Origin of the sequence: Pedobacter sp. ASV28, assembly GCF_016428855.1 — a bacterium.
GTDB lineage: Bacteria > Bacteroidota > Bacteroidia > Sphingobacteriales > Sphingobacteriaceae > Pedobacter.
Genome location: NZ_JAELTN010000010.1, coordinates 93,115 through 111,866 on the forward strand (window position 1 = coordinate 93,115; position 18,752 = coordinate 111,866).

Here is an 18,752-nt window from a genome sequence, read left to right on the forward strand (position 1 = left end):
CGCATTAATTTATTTGTAAGTTAGCCTCAAAGCTTATATCTTTATATAAGTCATAATCGTACATTATGAAAAACGCGCTTTCAATCTGTATTTATATATTTTTATTTTCCATTTCTGCCTTGGCGCAACAAAAAGATATTGCAGGACTAGACAGGGATACGATTACCAACTACTCTACTTATAAACGATCTATTGGCTTTGCTGGTCTACTACAAACCAGGGCCTTAGCTTCTCTAAGCAAAGATGTAGATGTTAATGGCAAAAACTTCGATGCCTCATCTCCCAGCAAAATAACCAACACCTTTCTTTTAAAGCGGGCGCGTCTACAGGTAAAAGGAACGGTTAATGATCACTTTTCTGCCAACCTGATGGTTAATTTCGCAGAATTCAATGCCAATCCCATTAATAAAGTATTGGAAAACGCCTACATCAAATATTCGCTAGGCAGACATTTTAACTTGCAGGCAGGCCAGTTTAGGCCTTTTTTTGGCATTGAAGATGCCCTTCCGGTAGATATCATCAGAACCCTCGACTATTCAAACCAATATTATGCCTTTGGGGCCAGTGGGTGGCAGAGCTTCCAGGTGGGTGTTTCCGTATTTGGCGACCTCACCAAAGAGGATAATCTTCCTGTACGCTATTATGCGGGTATATATAATGGCAATAACAGAAACCAACTCACCGATAACGACAATTCAAAAAATGTTTATGGCCGATTAGAAACTAGCCCTACAAAAGATATAACCATTGGTATCAATGCCGCATCTGGCAGTTTTGGAGCTGGCACAGGCAGTGCTTGGGGAAGCGATCTTTTAGGAAGGATTATACTGGCCGAAAAATGGAAGCTATTATTGGGAGGTGAATACAAAACGGGTACTAATTTTGTTCTTTTTAACACCTATACCACTAAGCCTGAGCTGAGCATGGTGAAAATGCGTGGATTCTATATTTTTCCCATACTCCGTTATGAATATAAACGGCCCCGCGTTCGAGCCATTGAGTTTTCAACCCGGTATGAGTATTTTGATGAAAACTACAAATTGGACAGTAACCCCAGACAGACCATCATTCCTAACCTCACTTTCATATTTGCTGATGATTTTTATGCCGCCCTGCAAGGCGGGGTGTCCATTGATCTATATAAAACAGATATACCCTTAACTACTACTTATGCACGTAATTTAGGTTACCTTCAATTGCAAATCAGGTTTTAATTACTATCCATTACAACTAAACTCTTTTTTATGAAAGAAATCAATTTAAAATCACTGGTCATAACGGTTGTGGTTGGTTTAATTATCTGGTTTATTCCTGTGCCAGAGGGCGTAAAACCCAATGCATGGCATTTACTGGCCATTTTTACCGCCACCATTTTAGGAATTATATTAAAGGCTGCATCTATGGGTACCATGGCTATGTTAGGTATGACCGTATGTGCAGCCACCCAAGTGCTCGCTCCCGGCGATCCGGGCAAATCAATAGCCAATGCGCTAAGTGGTTTCGGCAATGCAACCATCTGGCTTATTGGTCTGGCATTTTTTATTGCCCGTGGTTTCATAAAAACTGGCTTGGGTACCAGACTGGCCTACAACTTTATACGTATTTTCGGAAAGAGCTCCCTCGGCCTAGCTTTTGGCCTAAATACAGCGGATCTGATATTGGCTCCTGCTATACCCAGCAATACGGCAAGGGCAGGTGGAGTGATATTCCCCATCATGAAATCCATTGCGATTAATATGGGTTCTGAAAATGACAAACCAGAAACCCATCGTAAAATAGGCGCTTTTCTAACTTTGAGCAGTTATAATGCTAACATGATTACCTCCGTCATTTTTCTTACGGCTACCGCCAGTAATCCCATGGCTCAAAAGTTCGCCAAAGACTTGGGTATAAACATCACTTGGAGCAGTTGGTTTATAGCCGCTGTAATACCTGGCTTGGTCTGTTTTTTACTGGTTCCGCTGTTCTTATATAAATTCTATCCGCCCGAGCTAAAAAAAACGACCGAGGCACCCGCCATGGCTGCTCTAAAATTAAAGGAAATGGGGCCAATAACTACACAGGAATGGCTAATGGTGGCTACATTTATCATCCTACTGGTGCTCTGGATATTCGGCAATCTGTTTGCCATTGATGCCACTACAGGTGCCTTAATTGGTTTATCCATTCTACTACTCTGCGGGGTATTGACCTGGGAAGATGTGAAATCGGAAAAGGGGGCATGGGATACCATTGTATGGTTTTCTTCCCTAGTGATGATGGGTTCCTACCTTAACTCCTTAGGTTTTATCGGTTGGTTTGGGCATTTGGTGGGAGCAAAAATGTCGCATTTAAGTTGGCAGATGGCTTTTCCCATTATCATTCTGGTCTATTCCTATTGCCATTACATGTTTGCCAGCGCCACCGCACAGGCCGCAGCCATGTATTCTGTATTTTTAGCAGTAGGCATATCGGTAGGTGTACCTGGTACCATGTTAGCTATATTTTTAGGTGCATGTGCTACATTGATGGGCTCATTAACCCATTATGGACATGGGCCTGCCCCTATCTTTTTTGGCAGCACGTACGTAGACATGAAAGATTGGTGGAAACATGGCTTTTTTATCAGCATCCTATTTTTATTGGTGTGGTTTGTAGTAGGTGGATTATGGTGGAAAGTAATCGGTTTATGGTAAAGCTACAACCAACACATTTTTTGATAACCATATTCTCGTATCTCGATGAAAACTACTACACTTCAACATAAATTATGGATGTCCGGCACAGGGCTTTTTCTGTGTTTCTTTCTAATTATCCATCTGTTGGGCAACTTGCAACTGTTCTTACCACCCGAACAGGCTAGAGAACAATTCAATTGGTATTCGCACTTACTATCAGGCAATATTATCATAAAGACCGTGTCCTATGTACTTTATATCTCCATTATTGGCCATACCATTTATGCCTTAATCATTACGAGAAAAAATGCAGCAGCCAATGGAACTAAATACGCCTATGATAAACGTGGTACGGCCAGTGTGTGGTACAGTCGAAATATGGGCCTATTAGGCACCATCATATTCATATTTCTGATCATCCATTTTAAGGATTTTTGGTACCAATACAAATTTACCGATCTGCCACTTGATGCTAAAGGCCATAAGGACCTCTATACCATTGTGACAAAGGCCTATCAGCAATTGTGGTATGTGTTGGTGTATGAAGTAGCCCTCCTCGCCTTAGGTTTCCATTTACTTCATGGTTTCTTTAGTGCAGCACGTACACTGGGTGTCTTTCACCCCAAATATGTGAGATGGGTGAAAACATTAGGATGGGTATACACGCTAGTGATTATCCTAGGATTTATGGCCATGCCTATTTTCGTTTATTTAAATGGCTTATCATGAAGTTAGATGCAAAAATTCCGGCAGGTGAGCTTGCCGAAAAATGGAGTAATTATAAAAAACATGCCAAGCTTGTTAATCCGGCCAACCGAAAAAAGCTCGATATCATTGTGATCGGCACCGGGCTTGCCGGGGCTTCGTGTGCAGCTTCACTAGCGGAACAAGGTTATCACATCAAATCATTTTGTTTCCAAGATACCGCACGACGCGCACATTCAGTAGCTGCCCAAGGTGGAGTTAATGCTGCTAAGAACTACAAAAACGATGGCGACAGCGTATATCGGATGTTTTACGACACCATCAAAGGTGGTGATTTCCGATCTCGTGAAGCTAATGTTTATCGGCTCGCAGAATGTTCTGCAGCACTTATTGACCAGGCTGTTGCCCAAGGCGTTCCTTTCGCCAGGGAATATGGTGGTTATCTTAATAATAGGTCTTTTGGCGGCGTACAGGTCTCGCGTACTTTTTACGCACGTGGACAAACCGGGCAACAATTATTGTTAGGTGCCTATCAGGCCCTGATGCGGCAGGAAAGTTTGGGGAAGGTAAAAACCTATACCCGACACGAAATGCTTGAATTGGTAGTTATTGATGGTAAAGCCAAAGGCATTATCGCCCGCGACCTGCTTACGGGGCAAATAGAACGTCATGCTGCAAATGCCGTGGTACTGGCTACCGGCGGGTACGGAAAAGTATACTATTTATCTACATTGGCCATGGGCTGCAATAGTTCAGCCATATGGCGTGCCCATAAAAAAGGAGCTTTCATGTCTGGCGTAAGCTGGATTCAATTTCACCCTACCTCTCTACCACAGTCGGGAGAGCACCAGTCTAAGCTGACCTTAATGTCTGAATCCCTACGTAATGATGGCCGGATCTGGGTTCCTAAACAACCTGAAGATAAACGAATACTCAAAGATATTCCAGAAGAGGAACGGGATTATTACCTCGAACGTCGCTACCCGGCCTTTGGCAATCTATCGCCTAGGGACATTGCCTCTAGGGCGGCCAAAGAACGTATCGATGCCGGCTGTGGTGTTGGCCCAATGAGAAATGCAGTCTGCCTTGATTTTTCAAAAGCAATTAAAGAGCAGGGAAAAGACAAGATCAAGGAAAAGTATAGCAACCTGTTTACCATGTATGAAAAAATAACAGGAATCAATGCCTATGAACAGCCCATGCTCATTTCACCGGCAGCACATTTTACCATGGGCGGATTGTGGGTTGATTATCAGTTGATGAGCACCATTCCTGGCCTTTTTGCCCTAGGAGAGGCTAATTTTGCAGATCATGGTGCTAACAGACTGGGTGCTAATTCATTATTACAGGCGTGTGTGGATGGTTATTTTATTGCGCCTTATACCATTCCCAATTACCTGGCAGATGAATTAAAGGCAGAAAAAATAACAACTGAGCATGTTGCTTTTATAGATGCAGAAAATGCCGTGAGGACGCAATTAGCCTTATTTTTAAAAATAAATGGGCATCTTTCTCCTGATTATTACCACAAAACATTGGGCAAGTTATTGTATGACAAATGTGGACTGTCACGTAGTAGAGAAAGTTTGGAAACTGCCATCATAGAAATTAAACAATTAAGAGAATCGTTTTACAGGGATCTTAAAATAACAGGCGATGACAAAGTGAACAGTGAGCTAGAGAAGGCTGGAAGAGTAGCTGATTATTTAGAGCTTGGTGAATTGATGTGCTATGACGCACTGACCAGGGAAGAATCATGTGGCGCCCACTTTAGGGAGGAATACCAGACCGCTGATGGTGAAGCCCTGCGCAATGACCAAGATTTTTGTTTTGTATCCGCCTGGGAATGGAAAGGGAACAACCTGGAACATGAGCTCCACAAAGAGCCATTGGTATTTGAAAATGTTGAACTTACGGTTCGGAGTTACAAATAATTTACATTTAAATCTATTCACATGAAATTGAGTTTAAAGATTTGGCGGCAGGAAAGTTTTGATGCTAAAGGATCAATGATCAGTTACCAATTGGACAAGGTATCGTCGGATATGTCATTTTTGGAAATGTTGGACCTACTTAACGAGGAGCTCGTTCAAAAAGGAGAACGCGTCATCGAATTTGATCACGACTGCCGAGAAGGCATTTGCGGGCAATGCGGCATAATGATCAATGGCCGGGCACATGGTCCCTTATCTAATACGACTACCTGTCAACTACATATGCGTAGCTTCAAAGACGGCGACACCATTTATATCGAACCATTTAGGGCAGAGGCATTTCCCATTATACGCGACCTAAAAATAGATCGTAAAGCATTTGACCATATCATACAAGCTGGAGGATATATTAGCACATCAACAGGACAGCCTCCAGAAGCCAATAGCATCCTAATCTCGCACGATAACACAGAAGCAGCATTTGATGCTGCTGCCTGCATTGGCTGTGGTGCCTGCGTGGCGACCTGCAAGAACTCAAGTGCTGCGCTATTTACTTCGGCAAAGATTACCCACTTGGCCTTATTGCCACAAGGTAAACTAGAAGCTGCCCAACGTGTAATCAACATGGTCGATCAGATGGATACCGAAGGTTTTGGCCATTGCTCCAATACCGAGGCCTGCGAAGTGGAGTGCCCACAAGATATAGCCGTACTACATATTGCACGTATGAATTACGAGTACAATAAAGCACTGGTATTTAAGCCATAGCACCGAATTTATCTTGGCTATTTTACTTGATCCTTCCATTTTCATTTTCAAGGGCAGAACTCCTATTTCTTGGCCCTTTAGCATTACCTGCCGCAAATCTATAACTAAAATTAAGCTTCACCTGACGGGTTTCAAAATAGCTGTAATTATGAACATAAAGTCCATCTATACGCTGTACCGAACTGGCCTTGCTTCCTTTATAGATATCACTAAAAACAAGTCTTAAAGTAGCTTTTTTGTCCATAAAATTATGCTGCAGGCCTATATCTACCTGACTGGTTGCCTTGGCAAACTGATTGGCACCAGCTAATCGTTTCGAATTATAGAAACCTACTATTTCTGCTGTTAACTGATATGGCAATTTAAAAGATTGTTGCAGGTTCATTCTACCTGCCACTTGTTTTAGATTTAATTTTCTTCCTCCTCCAAAGTCGATATCATTATGAAGTCCAAAAAAAGTTCCATTGAATGTGATGTTCCACCACTTATAAGGACTAAGCATTTGGGTTAATGTTAGTGCCAAATGCTGTTGTGTTCCAAGATTACGGGGAACCATCACAATCTTAGTATCATCAACTACATCTGTTACTTCTACACTGAATTTATCTGTATAAGTATAACCAAGGCCAATTATGGTTGAACTTTTATACACATACTGCAAAAGCAGGCGATGACTAAGTTGAGGGGTTAAGAAAGGATTTCCTTGCCAATAAGAAAGTTCATCTAACAAATAAATAAACGGGTTAAGATTTTGATACGCCGGTCTGTCAATCCTCCGTGAATAACTCAATGAAAAGTTATGCGCTACCGATGGCTTTATGGTGGCAGATAGAAAAGGAAACCAATTGGTGTAATTTCGCTCTGTAGCGTTTACGTTACCTGCTACACTGGAAATCTCATCTAGTTTACCATTTGAAGAGGTGTTTTCTACCCTTAAACCAGCTTGCAGCTGCCATTTACCAAAAGTCTTCTGATAGTTAACATAGGCATTTGCAATTTCCTCACGATAAACAAACCTGTTCGATCTATCAGGGTCAATAATTTCACCTTCAGTTTTTATCTCTAGAAACTTTGAATCATTATCTGCCGATACCGATGAGTATTTAGCTCCAGTTTCCAGTTTACCTTTCCAGAGGTTTGTGGTATAATCTACTTTTATAGCTCTTAAACCTATATCTATAGCATTTACAGAGCGGTAAAGGTTATCACTTAAAATGACATGATCAGCAGTAGTATACTTGTTAGACTGCAGGTTGCCAGAGCCTTTTGTAAAATCGCCATAGTCTGCATCAACATTAACCACTCTTCCCAATGTATCTTCATATTTGTAGTTCAAGTTAACGTTGTAACGTTGGGTCTTTTGATAATAATAATCGTTAATGGCCGTAAGTGTCTGGTCTACATTATTGGTTTGAGCAAGGCCAATATCGGTTCTGGTATCCGTTATTCCTCCTCCAAAAATGAAATTACCATTTAACAATATGCCTATGGTATGGTTTTTATCAATAGCAAAATCGGCACCTAACCTTGAGCCCATTTTTTTGCGTTTGTCTATATCATCGGTAAAACTGTTATAGAACTTACTTTCCTGCATTCGGTCGGCACCATACAAATAGGAGTAATAACCTATAAAATGACTGTAATTCCCAAAAATATTGAGTCTATTTTTTCTAAAATTCAAAGATAAGTCTTGATTATTCCTAAGGTATACGCCGTAGCTGAGACCAGTAGTAAAAGCAGCATTGAAGCCCTGAACAACGGACTTCAAGGTTCTTACATTAATGATTCCCGCTGTACCCGAAGCATCATATTTTGCACTTGGACTGTTAATGATTTCTATCGATTTAATATCTGAGGAGGACATAGACTTCAGCAATTCCGCAACCTCTCTATTGGAGAGATAAGTTTGCTTGCCATCAATCAACACCGCAGCTCCAGCTTTACCATTAAGCGAAATGTTATGGTCTGTTCCTACACTTACTCCCGGAGCCCTGCCTAACAATTCAAGTGCATTTGTTCCTTGTGCACTGATACTTCTAGAAACGTTAAAGACAATGTTACCGCCTTCCATTTCGATAATTTTCTGATTTCCGGCAATATTTACTTCTTTCAATTTTTTTGCCTTCGGATCAAGCTTGAGCTTTCCAAATTCTTTTAATCTAAGCTCATTTTCCCCATAGAAAAAGTTAACCGTCAGCCCTTCATAACCAAGAGATGAGATCTTCAGCACGTAAGCTTTTTTATCTCTGAGTGTATGAAAAAAACGAAACTCGCCATGTTCGCTGCCAATGGCTCCATTTACCTGACTCCCATCTTCCAAAAGTGAAATTGTTACAAATGGCACAGCAAGCCCCTCTGGATTGACTACTCTTCCAGACAATACGGCCCTAGGTATTCCCATCTCTTCTTTTTGCAGGATTCTTCCAATGACGATCAGGTTTTCAGCTAGCAACTGATAGGAAAGCCGTTTGCTCAAAAGTAGGCTGTCCAACACTTTGGAAACTGGCAAACGGGAAGTATGGATTGAAACCAATATCGTATCTGCAACCACTTCGTCACTGTAGATAATGTTATACCCACATTGTTTTTTAATTTGATCAAATAATAAGCCAATAGGCTGTTGGTAGAGGTTTACCGTTAATTTTCGATCTTGCCCATAAATAGCAAGACAGTTAAACGCCAATATGGCCAATAATATAATTTTCCTCATCCTTAGTCTTTGATCACTACCAACCTATCGTTGATGGTATAAGTTAACGGATAGGAAAGTTTTAGAGCGGCCAAGGCCTGATGTAGGGTCTCATTAATAAAAGTTCCACTAAAGCGCTTATCTTTTAGTCGTTCGCTCTGTATCTCTATCTTGATCTCGTATTTTTTTTCCATTCGAACAACCAAATTTTCTAGTTTTTCCTTATTGAAGATCAGCGTATCTGAAACCCATTTTGTATCCTTTAATAGCATACTCGGTTCCACCAATTTCACCAAAAATTTATTTTGATCTCCATTTGAAGGATTATTGGAAAAAACAAGTTTTTCATTGGGCCTGAGCAACACCTTATGCTGCTTATCCAATTTATCGGTTACCTCAATTGATCCCCTGATCAGTGCTACCTGTATTTCAGCATTTTCTTTATGGGCATTAACATTAAAGGCAGTGCCTTTCACTTCAATATCGATATTTCCCGCATGGATGAATAATGGAATGTCCTTATTTTTAACCACATCAAAATAAGCTTCGCCCTCCAAAAATATTTCACGTCTGTGCCTACCAAAAGCACTATTATAGCTGATGGTCGATTTTTTGTTTAACCAAATTCTGGTACCATCATCTAATATCCTGAAAGTCTTTCGCGTGGTGGCAGTCATCATAATGGATCCTTCCTCAGCATAGCGGTTTAACAAATGATAACCCAACCAACTGATTCCCGTTAAAAGTATAAGTACTGCCGCCACCTTGAGCAAAGCTGCGTAAACACTGGATTTATTTGCCTTTGAATGATCGTAACGTTCTTGAAAACCCCGTTCTTCAGCGGCCTCAATTTTTTCCCAGATTTGGTTAAGCTGATCTATTTTGGGTTCGATCGTTTTGTGGTGCTGAAAATAGTGGCCAAGTTCAGTAGCCAGCAATTGATACTCTTCATTATTTTCAATGGCCTTGGCCAAGGCTTCACTATCAGCACTGGAAATCTCTCCAGAGAGTTTACCAGATAGTAATGCTAAGAATTTTTCTTTATTCATTATTCAAGGCTTATGGTTTAAAGACCCCAGGTTTTAAAGAATTACTCATCGTACGCTCAAAAAAAGAATATGGACAGACTAGAAATGACCTGTGCCTTAGGGATTTTTGCTTGCGGATGATAGCCCAAATAATCACTTATGGCCGCTGCAAGCGTTTTTACTGCCTTATATAATTGATTTTCTACCGTCCTCTTAGAAAGATCCAAAATCTGGGCAACTTCACTGCTCTTTAATCCCTGCTCTTTCACCAATTTAAATATTATTTGACGTTGACCTGGAAGAGATGCAACCGCAAGATCAAGTATTTTGATCAACTCCTTATCTTCCATGGCCATTTCGTAGACATGAGGAATTTGCTCCAATACTTGTTCAATGGGAGGTTCTGTAAAAAACTGCTGCCTTTTTTTGTTAGACCTGATTAAATTAAGACAAGCATTTTTTGTAGCGACATAGAGATAGACTTCGGGATTGAGCACATTCGATAGTGTTTCCCGCCTTAGCCATATTTTCACAAAAAGTTCTGAAGTAATCTCTTCTGCGCTCTCCAATTGTTTGGTATACTGCTTTGCAAAGGCAAGTAGCTGATCATAGTATGCTACAAACAGCTCATCGAATGCGGGCTTGTTGCCATATTGGATTTCCCTGAATAATAGTGCAATCTTACTTTTTTGTGCTGGCATTAATATTTAACCTTTATAGACGTATGAGCTTGGTATGATGAATAATGACACCAAGATCTCAAGATATACTTATCCAAAGATAAAATTTAGCCAATAGGATATGGTGATAGTTGCTTGGTTTGGTTTCCTTAAATTTCAAATAATACATTAAAGAAGCTAAATAAAACAAATTTTATAGTGCGTTATGGTTTTTTCTTCTCCTTCAGAAAGCACAAAGAGAAGGCTGGAACCCATTTTGGCAAAAAGCTACCTCATATAGTTCATAGATCTTTGCCGCATCTTCGGTTACTTTCGAGGTCAACAACCTTAACCTACTGCCCAAAGCCATCTTTCCGGTTCTTTCAAATAATTTCATATATAATCAATTACATAATTAGTTATGAAAATGTAAAAAATATTTATTCCTAAAAAAAGGAAGCCCTTAAAAAGTTTATATCTTATGGTCGGTTATGGCTAGAAATGGTTTGTTGCCTATATTTCAGTTTGCTGATCTGTCCTTCCACAAATCGTTTGTCTACTCTCGACCTGGCAAGGTTAAGGGCGGCTTCATAAAATTTCAATGAGCAAACTGCCCTATCGAGTTTGTCATATATATAAGCTTTACAGAGATAGTAGAAAAAAACATATGGCCCTTTGACCAATAAAGCCAAACTATCTAGCTCTTTCAATAATTGATCGGAAATGTGCATATGGCATTCGGCAATGATACGATTGAGCTTATAGGCTACCGTTTCGGGAAACAGCGCTTCCAACTGCCTATGGAGCAAGGCGATTTTTTGCCAATCTGTATCTTTAAATGTCAACGAAGAACAATGAACAGAAGAGATCAACGCTTCGAGGTAAAAGCGATCTGGTACCTGTAAGCATTTGGCAGCCTTCTTCAGGTGGGCAAAACCTTCGGCCATCAGCTGTCTGTCCCAAAGGGATCGATCCTGCGCTTCGAGCATTATCCAGTCCATATGTTGGTCTTTCCTTGCCGGAAAGCGAGATACATTCAAAAACATCAAAGCCAATAGCGCATGTGTATTGCCATCATCTATTTTTGACAATATTACATTGCATAATCGCATGGCCTCGTAACATAAATCAGCATTGATTCCCTCTTGTTTTCGGGTAGTTTTATAGCCCTCGTTAAACAAGAGATAAAGCACTTGACGGATAATGGGCAAATTTACCGTAAAGTTTTCCCTTTGGTAATCATCATCTGGCTTAAACCTTTTTAGTTCTTCTTTATGACGTAAAATCACCTTCTTTACTGCCTCTTCGTTTGTTAACAAGGCATTAGCCATTTCTGGATACCCAAAGCCACACAGATAATAAAGTGTGAGCATGATTTTGTTCTTTACAGAAACATGCAGCTGTGAGAAGAAAAGCAGAAGATTCATTTGGCTATCGTTGGCCTCCTCGAACAGCTCATAACTAGCTTCGGTCTCTTGTCTTAACGAAGTCTCCCTTCGTTCGCTACGGCGTTGTTTGTTCAGCTCGTTCAGCATTTTATGAATAGCAACCTTCATGAGCCAAGCCGAGGGATTTTGGGGAACACCTTTAAACTTCCAATTGGTCAGCGCAGCTTCAAAAGTATCCTGTAGCACATCCAAAGTGAGGTCAACATGCTGATAACCGTAACGTTGGTTCAATACGGCAATCATCTTTCCCGAATTTTCTCGGAAAAGATGAGTTGCCAATTCGTTAATTTTGGTCTCCAAACGACATTAATTTTCGTCCATTAATATCACTTCCCTAAGTTCCAAGGTGGAACCTCTTTGCAAATCTGGACAACCTTTGGCAATCTGGGTAGCTTGTGCTAATGACTCGGCAATCAAGAAATAATATCCACTAATACACTCTTTGGCTTCTACAAATGGGCCATCAGTGACCGTACTTCCCTTAATTATCGCCCCATCTGCTTCTAATGGATTGCCGTCCTTAAAATGTCCTAGTTTTACCAAACTTTCTACCCAAGCCATATGCTTTGCAATGTCATCCTGCATTTCTTCAAAGGATAGTTTTCCATAATCTGCACTTTCTCTGATCAGCATTAAAAATTCTTTCATAATTCTTGATTGTTAAATATTACTGTTATACCTATGACAATCTCAATTACAAATTAGGGACATTTTTTTAAAGAAATTTGTTTAACACAAATTAAATGGACAAATGCACAAAGAAGAGCAAGTTAAGCAAGTTTCAATTACTTAATAATTCGATGGCCTTCTGCATTGGCTTATCGATAGCCTTTATAATATCCTCCAATTTTTGAGCAATTGGATAATCTGGTAGTGTCCCTCTATCTTTATACCTGACTTTTTTCACTTCGTTGAAATAGGCAAATCTAGGAATCACAATCTGTATTTTGCTATTTGGCAATTCTATCTTTATTGTCTGTCCAGAAGTATTCCCATAATAGGCTCCACCAGTTTCTTCGCCAACAAAACTCCCTATGCCATTACTTTTTGCCATTGCACAAAAATCTGCGGCTGAAGAAAATGTAAGTCCATCAATCAGAAACATGATCTTTCCCTCAAAACTTTTTCGCTGTGGCTGCTGCAATTCAACTAAAGGATTATCTGAGATGGCTTCTGCGTTATTTGCCTTATATATGGATTTAAAGTATCGAAAGGGCTTATGACTTAAATAAGAAAATAAAAGTGGCCCATAAATATCCAAGCCACCTGCATTACCTCTTAGATCGATGATTAGTTTATCAGTCTTATCTTTATCCATCTGCTGAAATGATTTTTCGAGAAATGCTTCAACATTAAGTTTAGCTTGTTTTAATCTACCTTGATCAAAGGTTTTAATGGTAAGCAGTACAATTCCAGATGGCAGATGGCTAAACTGTAAATCCTTTGCGTTCGATTTTGTGTTGCTGATGTTATCATCAAGATCTTTGGCAAGGACTGCGTTGATTTTTACGGTAACTCGCCCCTTTAAGCCTTTACGATCTACCATAAATGAATTGCTATTACCATACACCAGTCGATAAAGAAAAGCAAAAGCTCCATTATTTAAGATTTGCTGCTTTTTGGTCTGAATTTGTCCATCGGCCGGAAGATAATCAAATAATGTTTTTTTTATTTCTTTCATCGGTATCCCATTGATAGCTAAGATCTCTGTTCCAATTGGAAGTTCACTAAACTTGCTATAACGTACTACGGTATTCTCGTTGGTAAAATATAGGGAAAGTGGAAAAATAGGGGTATCATTTCCATAAGCTTTTAATATTTTGGAGGAAAGATTGGTTCCGGTATGCCCGTCCTGAACCTTACTGATCAGGTACATAATTTTTTTCCCAAATTCAAGCTGGCTCATTTGTTCATCAATGGATAGCAGGCCATCATCAAAGAGTTTTTTGATTTCCTTTTTACTGCGATAACGGTAAAGTCCAGCATGCTCTTTTTCCATATAATTTCTGAAAACCAGAAAATCCATGGCCAAAAGCTCTGGGCTGATCATTTTGAGCTTGTCATACCCAGCTTCCACAAGCCTATTATCCATTACGATCTGCGTTATACAGGTATCTTTACTATTTAAAATGATGTTGAAACCATAGGTATTTCCAGGTTCCGCCCTAAAGGTAATGGAATCGATATCCGTATAAAAGCTAATGGTCTTACTAACCAAAGGCTGCAAAGGGTGATAGATATCTGGTTTTGTTTCGGGAGAAAGGCTCCATATACCACTTCGCCATACATAGCCATCTTTGATCAGTACATTTTTTGATGTAGCCCTGATCGATGGCAGATTCTCTTGTCCAAATGCTGGAAAATATAACAACAGCACGAGAATTAGGGCCATACCCTTCCCTGCCCAAACAGGACTATCTTTAATTTTTTTCATGATGATATCGTTTTATGTTTAAAATCTCTCAGCAATAATCGATCAGCAACCTTCCATATGTTGGGCCAATATTGCCTATTTCTTGGTTTTCTTTATATATAGAAAATATCCCAAAAAGCTTAAGGCTATACAGAGGGAAAGTATGGCCAATGAATGGATCCCCAACGGAAGAGAGTAATGAACAAGGATTAGTCCAATGGAAATTCCGGTCAGAATGGCAAACCATTTCAGGTTAGCATCTCCCTCATGATCTGAATTTTGGTTCAATATAGAGGCCGCTAAATTTTCGGGAATACCTTTTTCAATAATTTTTTTCCTCAGGCGATGTGCCAGTATTTTTTTAACAAGCGACAGAATAAAGATCATAAATAGGGCTACGACCAAAATCGTTGCACTGATATTAAAAACATCTTCATCAATAGTTGGACCTAATGGCACCTGTAAAATAGCTATGGTATTATTCAATGTTTTCATTTTTTGCAATTTTTAATGGATTAGACAGGTGAGCAGATTTAATGTTGCAATTTTATATGGTCAATTACCTTTATCTTTTCTTGAAATTTCATCCAAACATCCAAAAGTAGCCCAAGAAAAAGCAAGCTCGCAGAAATCACGATCAAAAGGTTTATTAAGGGTTCTGTAACTATAAAGTTGAAAAATTGCCCCCTTAGGACATAACAAACTGCGCCGAAGCTCAATGCAAGAAATGTAAGCCAGCTCAGGACCATCAAAAGAACAGATGAACCGATAGCCTTGGGCTTTGGTAATTGCGCCACAACTAATTTGGCAAGGTCGAAATCAAATGCAACTGCAGGCTGCTGTTTAATTTCATGAAAAATCAATTTGTAGGTCGCTACGGAATGCTGACATGTTATGCACTGATTCACATGTGTTGTCCAATGTACTGGACTGTGGGCCTGATCTATCGCAAATGCCTGTATCTCTTTTTCTGAAAGATGTGCTTCGCTCATAAGTCCTCCTGTTTATAATTTAACAAAATATATGTTTTCAACGCTTTTCTGGCCCTGAATAAATAGTTTTTAAGTGTTCCTTCTGGCAATCCGGTAATCTCCATAATTTCTTCATAGCTCAATTCCTGATAGTGGAACAGGGTAATCAGTGTGGCGTAAACCTGAGGCAACCTGCTTATTGCCTGCTCCAATACGTCGGCAAGTTCAGACCTGAAGAGGTTAGCCAAACTTTCATTTGTTGAAAAGTCGATAAAACGGTTAGCCATTTTTTCTAACAAATCATTACCCGGGTTTTCGGCAGTTGATAGGTTGTCAGGTAAGATCAGTTTCTTCTTCTCCAAATAATTATAACAGGTATTATAGGCGATACTTGCCACCCAAGTAGACAATTTACAATGGCATCTAAAATCTCTGATGTGACGATAGACCTTAAGATAAACATCCTGTGCCAAATCCTTTCTATCTTCAGCATTAGGAACCATCTTAAACATGATCTGTGCAACAAGTCCCTCGGTACTCCTGATCAGTACAGCAAATACCGGATCTTCTCCGTTGGTTATGCGCTTTACGATTTCCCGGTCTTCTAATTGATTAGCCATTATCCGCATTTGACAGGCAACTCGAAGAAAGGTTGCAACTATTGTAAATATAAATAAATAGAAAGATACCCTACAGTTAAACAGGCCATTATAATTTCTTTGCCATCATTTCGCTATTCTGGATCTTGGTTAAACCAATTATATGACCTTTGCCATCCACATTAAAAATAATTGACGCATCCAAATCGCGGGCAAAGAACTTGTGTTTAGCAAAAGGCACCAATTCCTTTTTATCTTTGCCCACCTGTCCGAACAGCATATTGTTTTCCAACACCACTTCAAAAACGGGCCCTTTATCAAATTGATATTTACCGGCATACTTTTGCATCAATTTAAGAGGAATATTGATTTTCCGCATCATTTCTATCTCTTTATCCTTTCGCTTTCCTTTATTCGGTAGTCCTGTACCAATTATGGTAAAACCAATGATCTGATTACTTTGGTCTCTTTCGAAATTGAAGCTGGAAAGGCTATTTTCCAACACGAAATCATCTTTTTTATAAGGGATCAAACGGCTTCTCTTGCCTCCTCGGTAGTAATACATCAAATTACCGTCTTGCACCCTTATGGAGTATTCCCCTCCATTTGTTAAGACATATATTCCCTGATAGGCTTTCAATTCAGACTGCTTCATTTCAATAGGGACGTAACCATAAGGTTTTTGTAGTTGCACAGCCAAAATTTTTGAGGCCAATAAATCCAGATCAACAGGACTATCGCAGTTTCTTAAAATTGATATGGATAGGTTTTCTTCTGGCAGATAGGCAGCATAAGTGAAAAATCCGTTAACTATGCCAACATGTTTAACACTTGTACTCCCCTGAACATTGCCAATCTCCCATCCGTAACCATAACCCGTTAAGCGTCCATCATTAAGTTTACAAGAGGTATAAGCTTTTTTAAGGGATTCGGGTTTAAGAAATTTTCCATCATGCAGCGCTGTATACCATTTTTGAATATCTTCAACAGTAGAGGCCAATGAGCCTGCAGCATAAGGCAAGGTCATACTCAAATAATCGGCATTTTCAAGATGTCCATTCCTATTTGTATATCCTGCTACCCGATTAGGGATCAACCTGGTTGAAGTGTCATAATAGGAATCCTTCATACCTAAAGGTTTAAAAATGGTGTCGTTTATATATTCTCCATAAGGTTTACCTGTTATTTTTTCAATAATGTATCCCAATACTACATAACCTGAATTAGAATAACTATAATCTGATCCAGGTACAAATGCCAAAGGTTCATCCTTAAAAAGATCTATCAATTGCTTAGGGCCAAGGTCTTGACGTTTCAACGCTTCGGTAAAACTACCTAGACCAGTGTAGTTTTTTATTCCCGACGTGTGTGTAAGTAGAGCTTCTATAGTGATTACCGGTGTTTTTTCAGGAAAATCTGGAATGTATTTACAGATATCATCCGTAATGGCCAGTTTATTTTCTTCTGCAAGCTTGAGTATAGCGCAAGCCGTAAACTGTTTGGTGATAGAGCCTAATCGGAACACATTATTGGCTTGTATTGCTACATTAAGCTCGATATTGGCTTTTCCAAGAACATTTTTATAGAGAAGCTGATCCCCTTTGGACAAGTAAATTACGGTGCCCACACCATCTTCGGGAAATTGACTGGCTACCAGTGAATCAAATAATTGTCGATTATTTTGTCCCAAAGTTATTATAGGGATAAGGATGGGAAATATAAGGCATAGAAATGCCTGTTGGAATGTCTTCATTCTTTTTAAAGTTTAATTGATAAATATTAAAGGCCTACGGATCTTATAAACAGCGATGCTACCCTCTCTTATTATGCATTCGCCTTAAGAGCAAATAAGAGGAAAGGAGCGCAATACCCAAGCCTAAGAATATAAAAAAGACAATGGTTATATACATATCTAGTTTAAAATATATGCTGACTTTGGCACCTACGGCTATCCCAAATGCAATACCGAAACTAATTAGCCCAAATACCATTAGAAACGGCAATAAATTGGTCTGATTTTTAAAATGATCAGACGGAAGCCCCCTTTCTATGATTTCCATGCGCTCTTTATGTCTAGTGGTAAAATAATAATAACTAATTCCAAATACGACCAGGGATATGGATATGAATAATGCTGCCGATGTTGTTTCCATAAATTGATTTGTTAATGTATCTTATAGGACTAAATAAGATGACAAGTGGTCACATGTGTGACCTATCATTAAAAATGCTAGTCTAAGGATCTAGAAGAACAAAATTAATTAGCCATAGGCATGCTATTTGGCCAAAATCGGGAAACGGAAGATTATTTTTTAAAGAAAGCTATACTTGGGGAACGAGAAGGGTTTGAATATCTTGTTGGTACTTATCAAAATCTGTCCTATACCATTGCTTTCAAAATTTGCGGAAATAACGAAGATGCCGAAGAAGTAGTTCAGGATGCTTTTATGAAAGCTTTTAATGCTTTGGCCAATTTCCGTAGTGCTTCAAAATTTTCAACCTGGCTTTATAGAATTGTTTACAACACGGCCCTGACTAAAAAGAATACCAAACGAGCAGATAATGTGGAATTGAATGAAGAATTGGATACCGAGCGATATTTATTAGATGAAAAAAGAGAAATTAATGGGCTGATACTGTCCGACCGAAAAAAATATATTGACCTGGCACTCGCGGAACTACCGGAAGAAGAAAGAATGGCAATTACCCTCCATTATATGGGAGAAAAGAGTATTACAGAAATAGCAGAAATACTTGAACTGGGAAAGTCTGCTATTAAGATGAGGTTGATGCGCGGAAGAAAAAAACTGGAAGAATCTCTAAAAGATTTACTTACTGATGAATTAAAAGATTTATGATAGCCTCAGCATGAGTGTACCAC

The 18,752-nt window shown here is 39.4% G+C and carries 18 protein-coding genes; 6 read left to right on the forward strand and 12 right to left on the reverse strand.

The features are described from left to right. The first annotated feature begins 65 nt into the window (after positions 1-65). Genes JHD79_RS05520 through JHD79_RS05540 form a run of 5 tightly spaced genes read left to right on the forward strand, consistent with a single transcriptional unit; the run spans position 66 to position 6,064 of the window. Positions 66-1,214 carry a porin gene (locus JHD79_RS05520; protein ID WP_199118212.1) on the forward strand — a complete coding sequence of 383 codons (1,149 nt, stop codon included), beginning with the start codon at positions 66-68 and terminating at the stop codon, positions 1,212-1,214. A gap of 30 nt (positions 1,215-1,244) precedes the next feature. After that, positions 1,245-2,675 carry an anion permease gene (locus tag JHD79_RS05525; protein ID WP_199118213.1) on the forward strand — a complete coding sequence of 477 codons (1,431 nt, stop codon included), beginning with the start codon at positions 1,245-1,247 and terminating at the stop codon, positions 2,673-2,675. Positions 2,676-2,720: 45 nt separating this feature from the next. Beyond that, on the forward strand, positions 2,721-3,386 hold the full coding sequence (locus JHD79_RS05530; RefSeq protein WP_199118214.1) for a succinate dehydrogenase cytochrome b subunit: 666 nt from the start codon (positions 2,721-2,723) through the stop codon (positions 3,384-3,386). After that, entirely contained in the window at positions 3,383-5,296 is a 1,914-nt protein-coding gene (locus tag JHD79_RS05535; RefSeq protein ID WP_199118215.1) for a fumarate reductase/succinate dehydrogenase flavoprotein subunit, read from the forward strand. Before JHD79_RS05530 ends, JHD79_RS05535 begins: the two co-directional genes overlap by 4 nt. Positions 5,297-5,317: 21 nt before the next feature. Then, entirely contained in the window at positions 5,318-6,064 is a 747-nt protein-coding gene (locus JHD79_RS05540) for a succinate dehydrogenase/fumarate reductase iron-sulfur subunit (RefSeq protein ID WP_199118216.1), read from the forward strand. A 22-nt stretch (positions 6,065-6,086) separates the two neighbouring features. Here the strand turns inward: JHD79_RS05540 and JHD79_RS05545 are convergent, their stop codons facing one another. From JHD79_RS05545 to JHD79_RS05600, 12 genes are all read right to left on the reverse strand, one after another. Then, the gene (locus tag JHD79_RS05545) at positions 6,087-8,774 is read right to left on the reverse strand and encodes a TonB-dependent receptor (RefSeq protein WP_199118217.1); all 2,688 of its coding nucleotides are present in this window, start codon (positions 8,772-8,774) and stop codon (positions 6,087-6,089) included. A gap of 2 nt (positions 8,775-8,776) precedes the next feature. Then, a complete protein-coding gene (locus tag JHD79_RS05550; RefSeq protein WP_199118218.1) occupies positions 8,777-9,802 on the reverse strand; it encodes a FecR family protein in 1,026 nt (341 codons plus the stop codon). Positions 9,803-9,858: 56 nt separating this feature from the next. Further along, the gene (locus JHD79_RS05555; protein WP_199118219.1) at positions 9,859-10,482 is read right to left on the reverse strand and encodes an RNA polymerase sigma-70 factor; all 624 of its coding nucleotides are present in this window, start codon (positions 10,480-10,482) and stop codon (positions 9,859-9,861) included. Positions 10,483-10,684: 202 nt separating this feature from the next. After that, positions 10,685-10,837: a hypothetical protein gene (locus tag JHD79_RS05560; protein ID WP_233164581.1), complete on the reverse strand. Its 153-nt coding sequence runs from the start codon at positions 10,835-10,837 to the stop codon at positions 10,685-10,687. Between the two features lie 82 nt (positions 10,838-10,919). Beyond that, positions 10,920-12,167, reverse strand: a complete 1,248-nt coding sequence (locus JHD79_RS05565; protein ID WP_233164582.1) for an RNA polymerase sigma factor — start codon at positions 12,165-12,167, stop codon at positions 10,920-10,922. Positions 12,168-12,194: 27 nt separating this feature from the next. After that, positions 12,195-12,536 carry a YciI family protein gene (locus JHD79_RS05570; protein ID WP_199118221.1) on the reverse strand — a complete coding sequence of 114 codons (342 nt, stop codon included), beginning with the start codon at positions 12,534-12,536 and terminating at the stop codon, positions 12,195-12,197. Between the two features lie 133 nt (positions 12,537-12,669). Beyond that, on the reverse strand, positions 12,670-14,322 hold the full coding sequence (locus JHD79_RS05575) for a S41 family peptidase (protein ID WP_199118222.1): 1,653 nt from the start codon (positions 14,320-14,322) through the stop codon (positions 12,670-12,672). A gap of 75 nt (positions 14,323-14,397) precedes the next feature. Further along, a complete protein-coding gene (locus JHD79_RS05580; protein ID WP_199118223.1) occupies positions 14,398-14,796 on the reverse strand; it encodes a hypothetical protein in 399 nt (132 codons plus the stop codon). A gap of 38 nt (positions 14,797-14,834) precedes the next feature. Beyond that, the gene (locus tag JHD79_RS05585) at positions 14,835-15,293 is read right to left on the reverse strand and encodes a hypothetical protein (RefSeq protein ID WP_199118224.1); all 459 of its coding nucleotides are present in this window, start codon (positions 15,291-15,293) and stop codon (positions 14,835-14,837) included. Beyond that, complete coding sequence (locus tag JHD79_RS05590; protein WP_199118225.1) at positions 15,290-15,892, reverse strand: RNA polymerase sigma factor; 603 nt, start codon at positions 15,890-15,892, stop codon at positions 15,290-15,292. Before JHD79_RS05590 ends, JHD79_RS05585 begins: the two co-directional genes overlap by 4 nt. A gap of 88 nt (positions 15,893-15,980) precedes the next feature. Continuing rightward, positions 15,981-17,624, reverse strand: coding sequence for a serine hydrolase (locus JHD79_RS05595; protein WP_199118226.1), 1,644 nt, complete (start codon positions 17,622-17,624; stop codon positions 15,981-15,983). Between the two features lie 58 nt (positions 17,625-17,682). Further along, positions 17,683-18,024, reverse strand: a complete 342-nt coding sequence (locus tag JHD79_RS05600) for a DUF6249 domain-containing protein (protein WP_199118227.1) — start codon at positions 18,022-18,024, stop codon at positions 17,683-17,685. 120 nt (positions 18,025-18,144) lie between these two features. On the opposite strand from JHD79_RS05600, the gene JHD79_RS05605 reads away from it, so the two are divergent. Next, positions 18,145-18,729: an RNA polymerase sigma factor gene (locus JHD79_RS05605; RefSeq protein ID WP_199118228.1), complete on the forward strand. Its 585-nt coding sequence runs from the start codon at positions 18,145-18,147 to the stop codon at positions 18,727-18,729. Positions 18,730-18,752 lie beyond the last annotated feature (23 nt).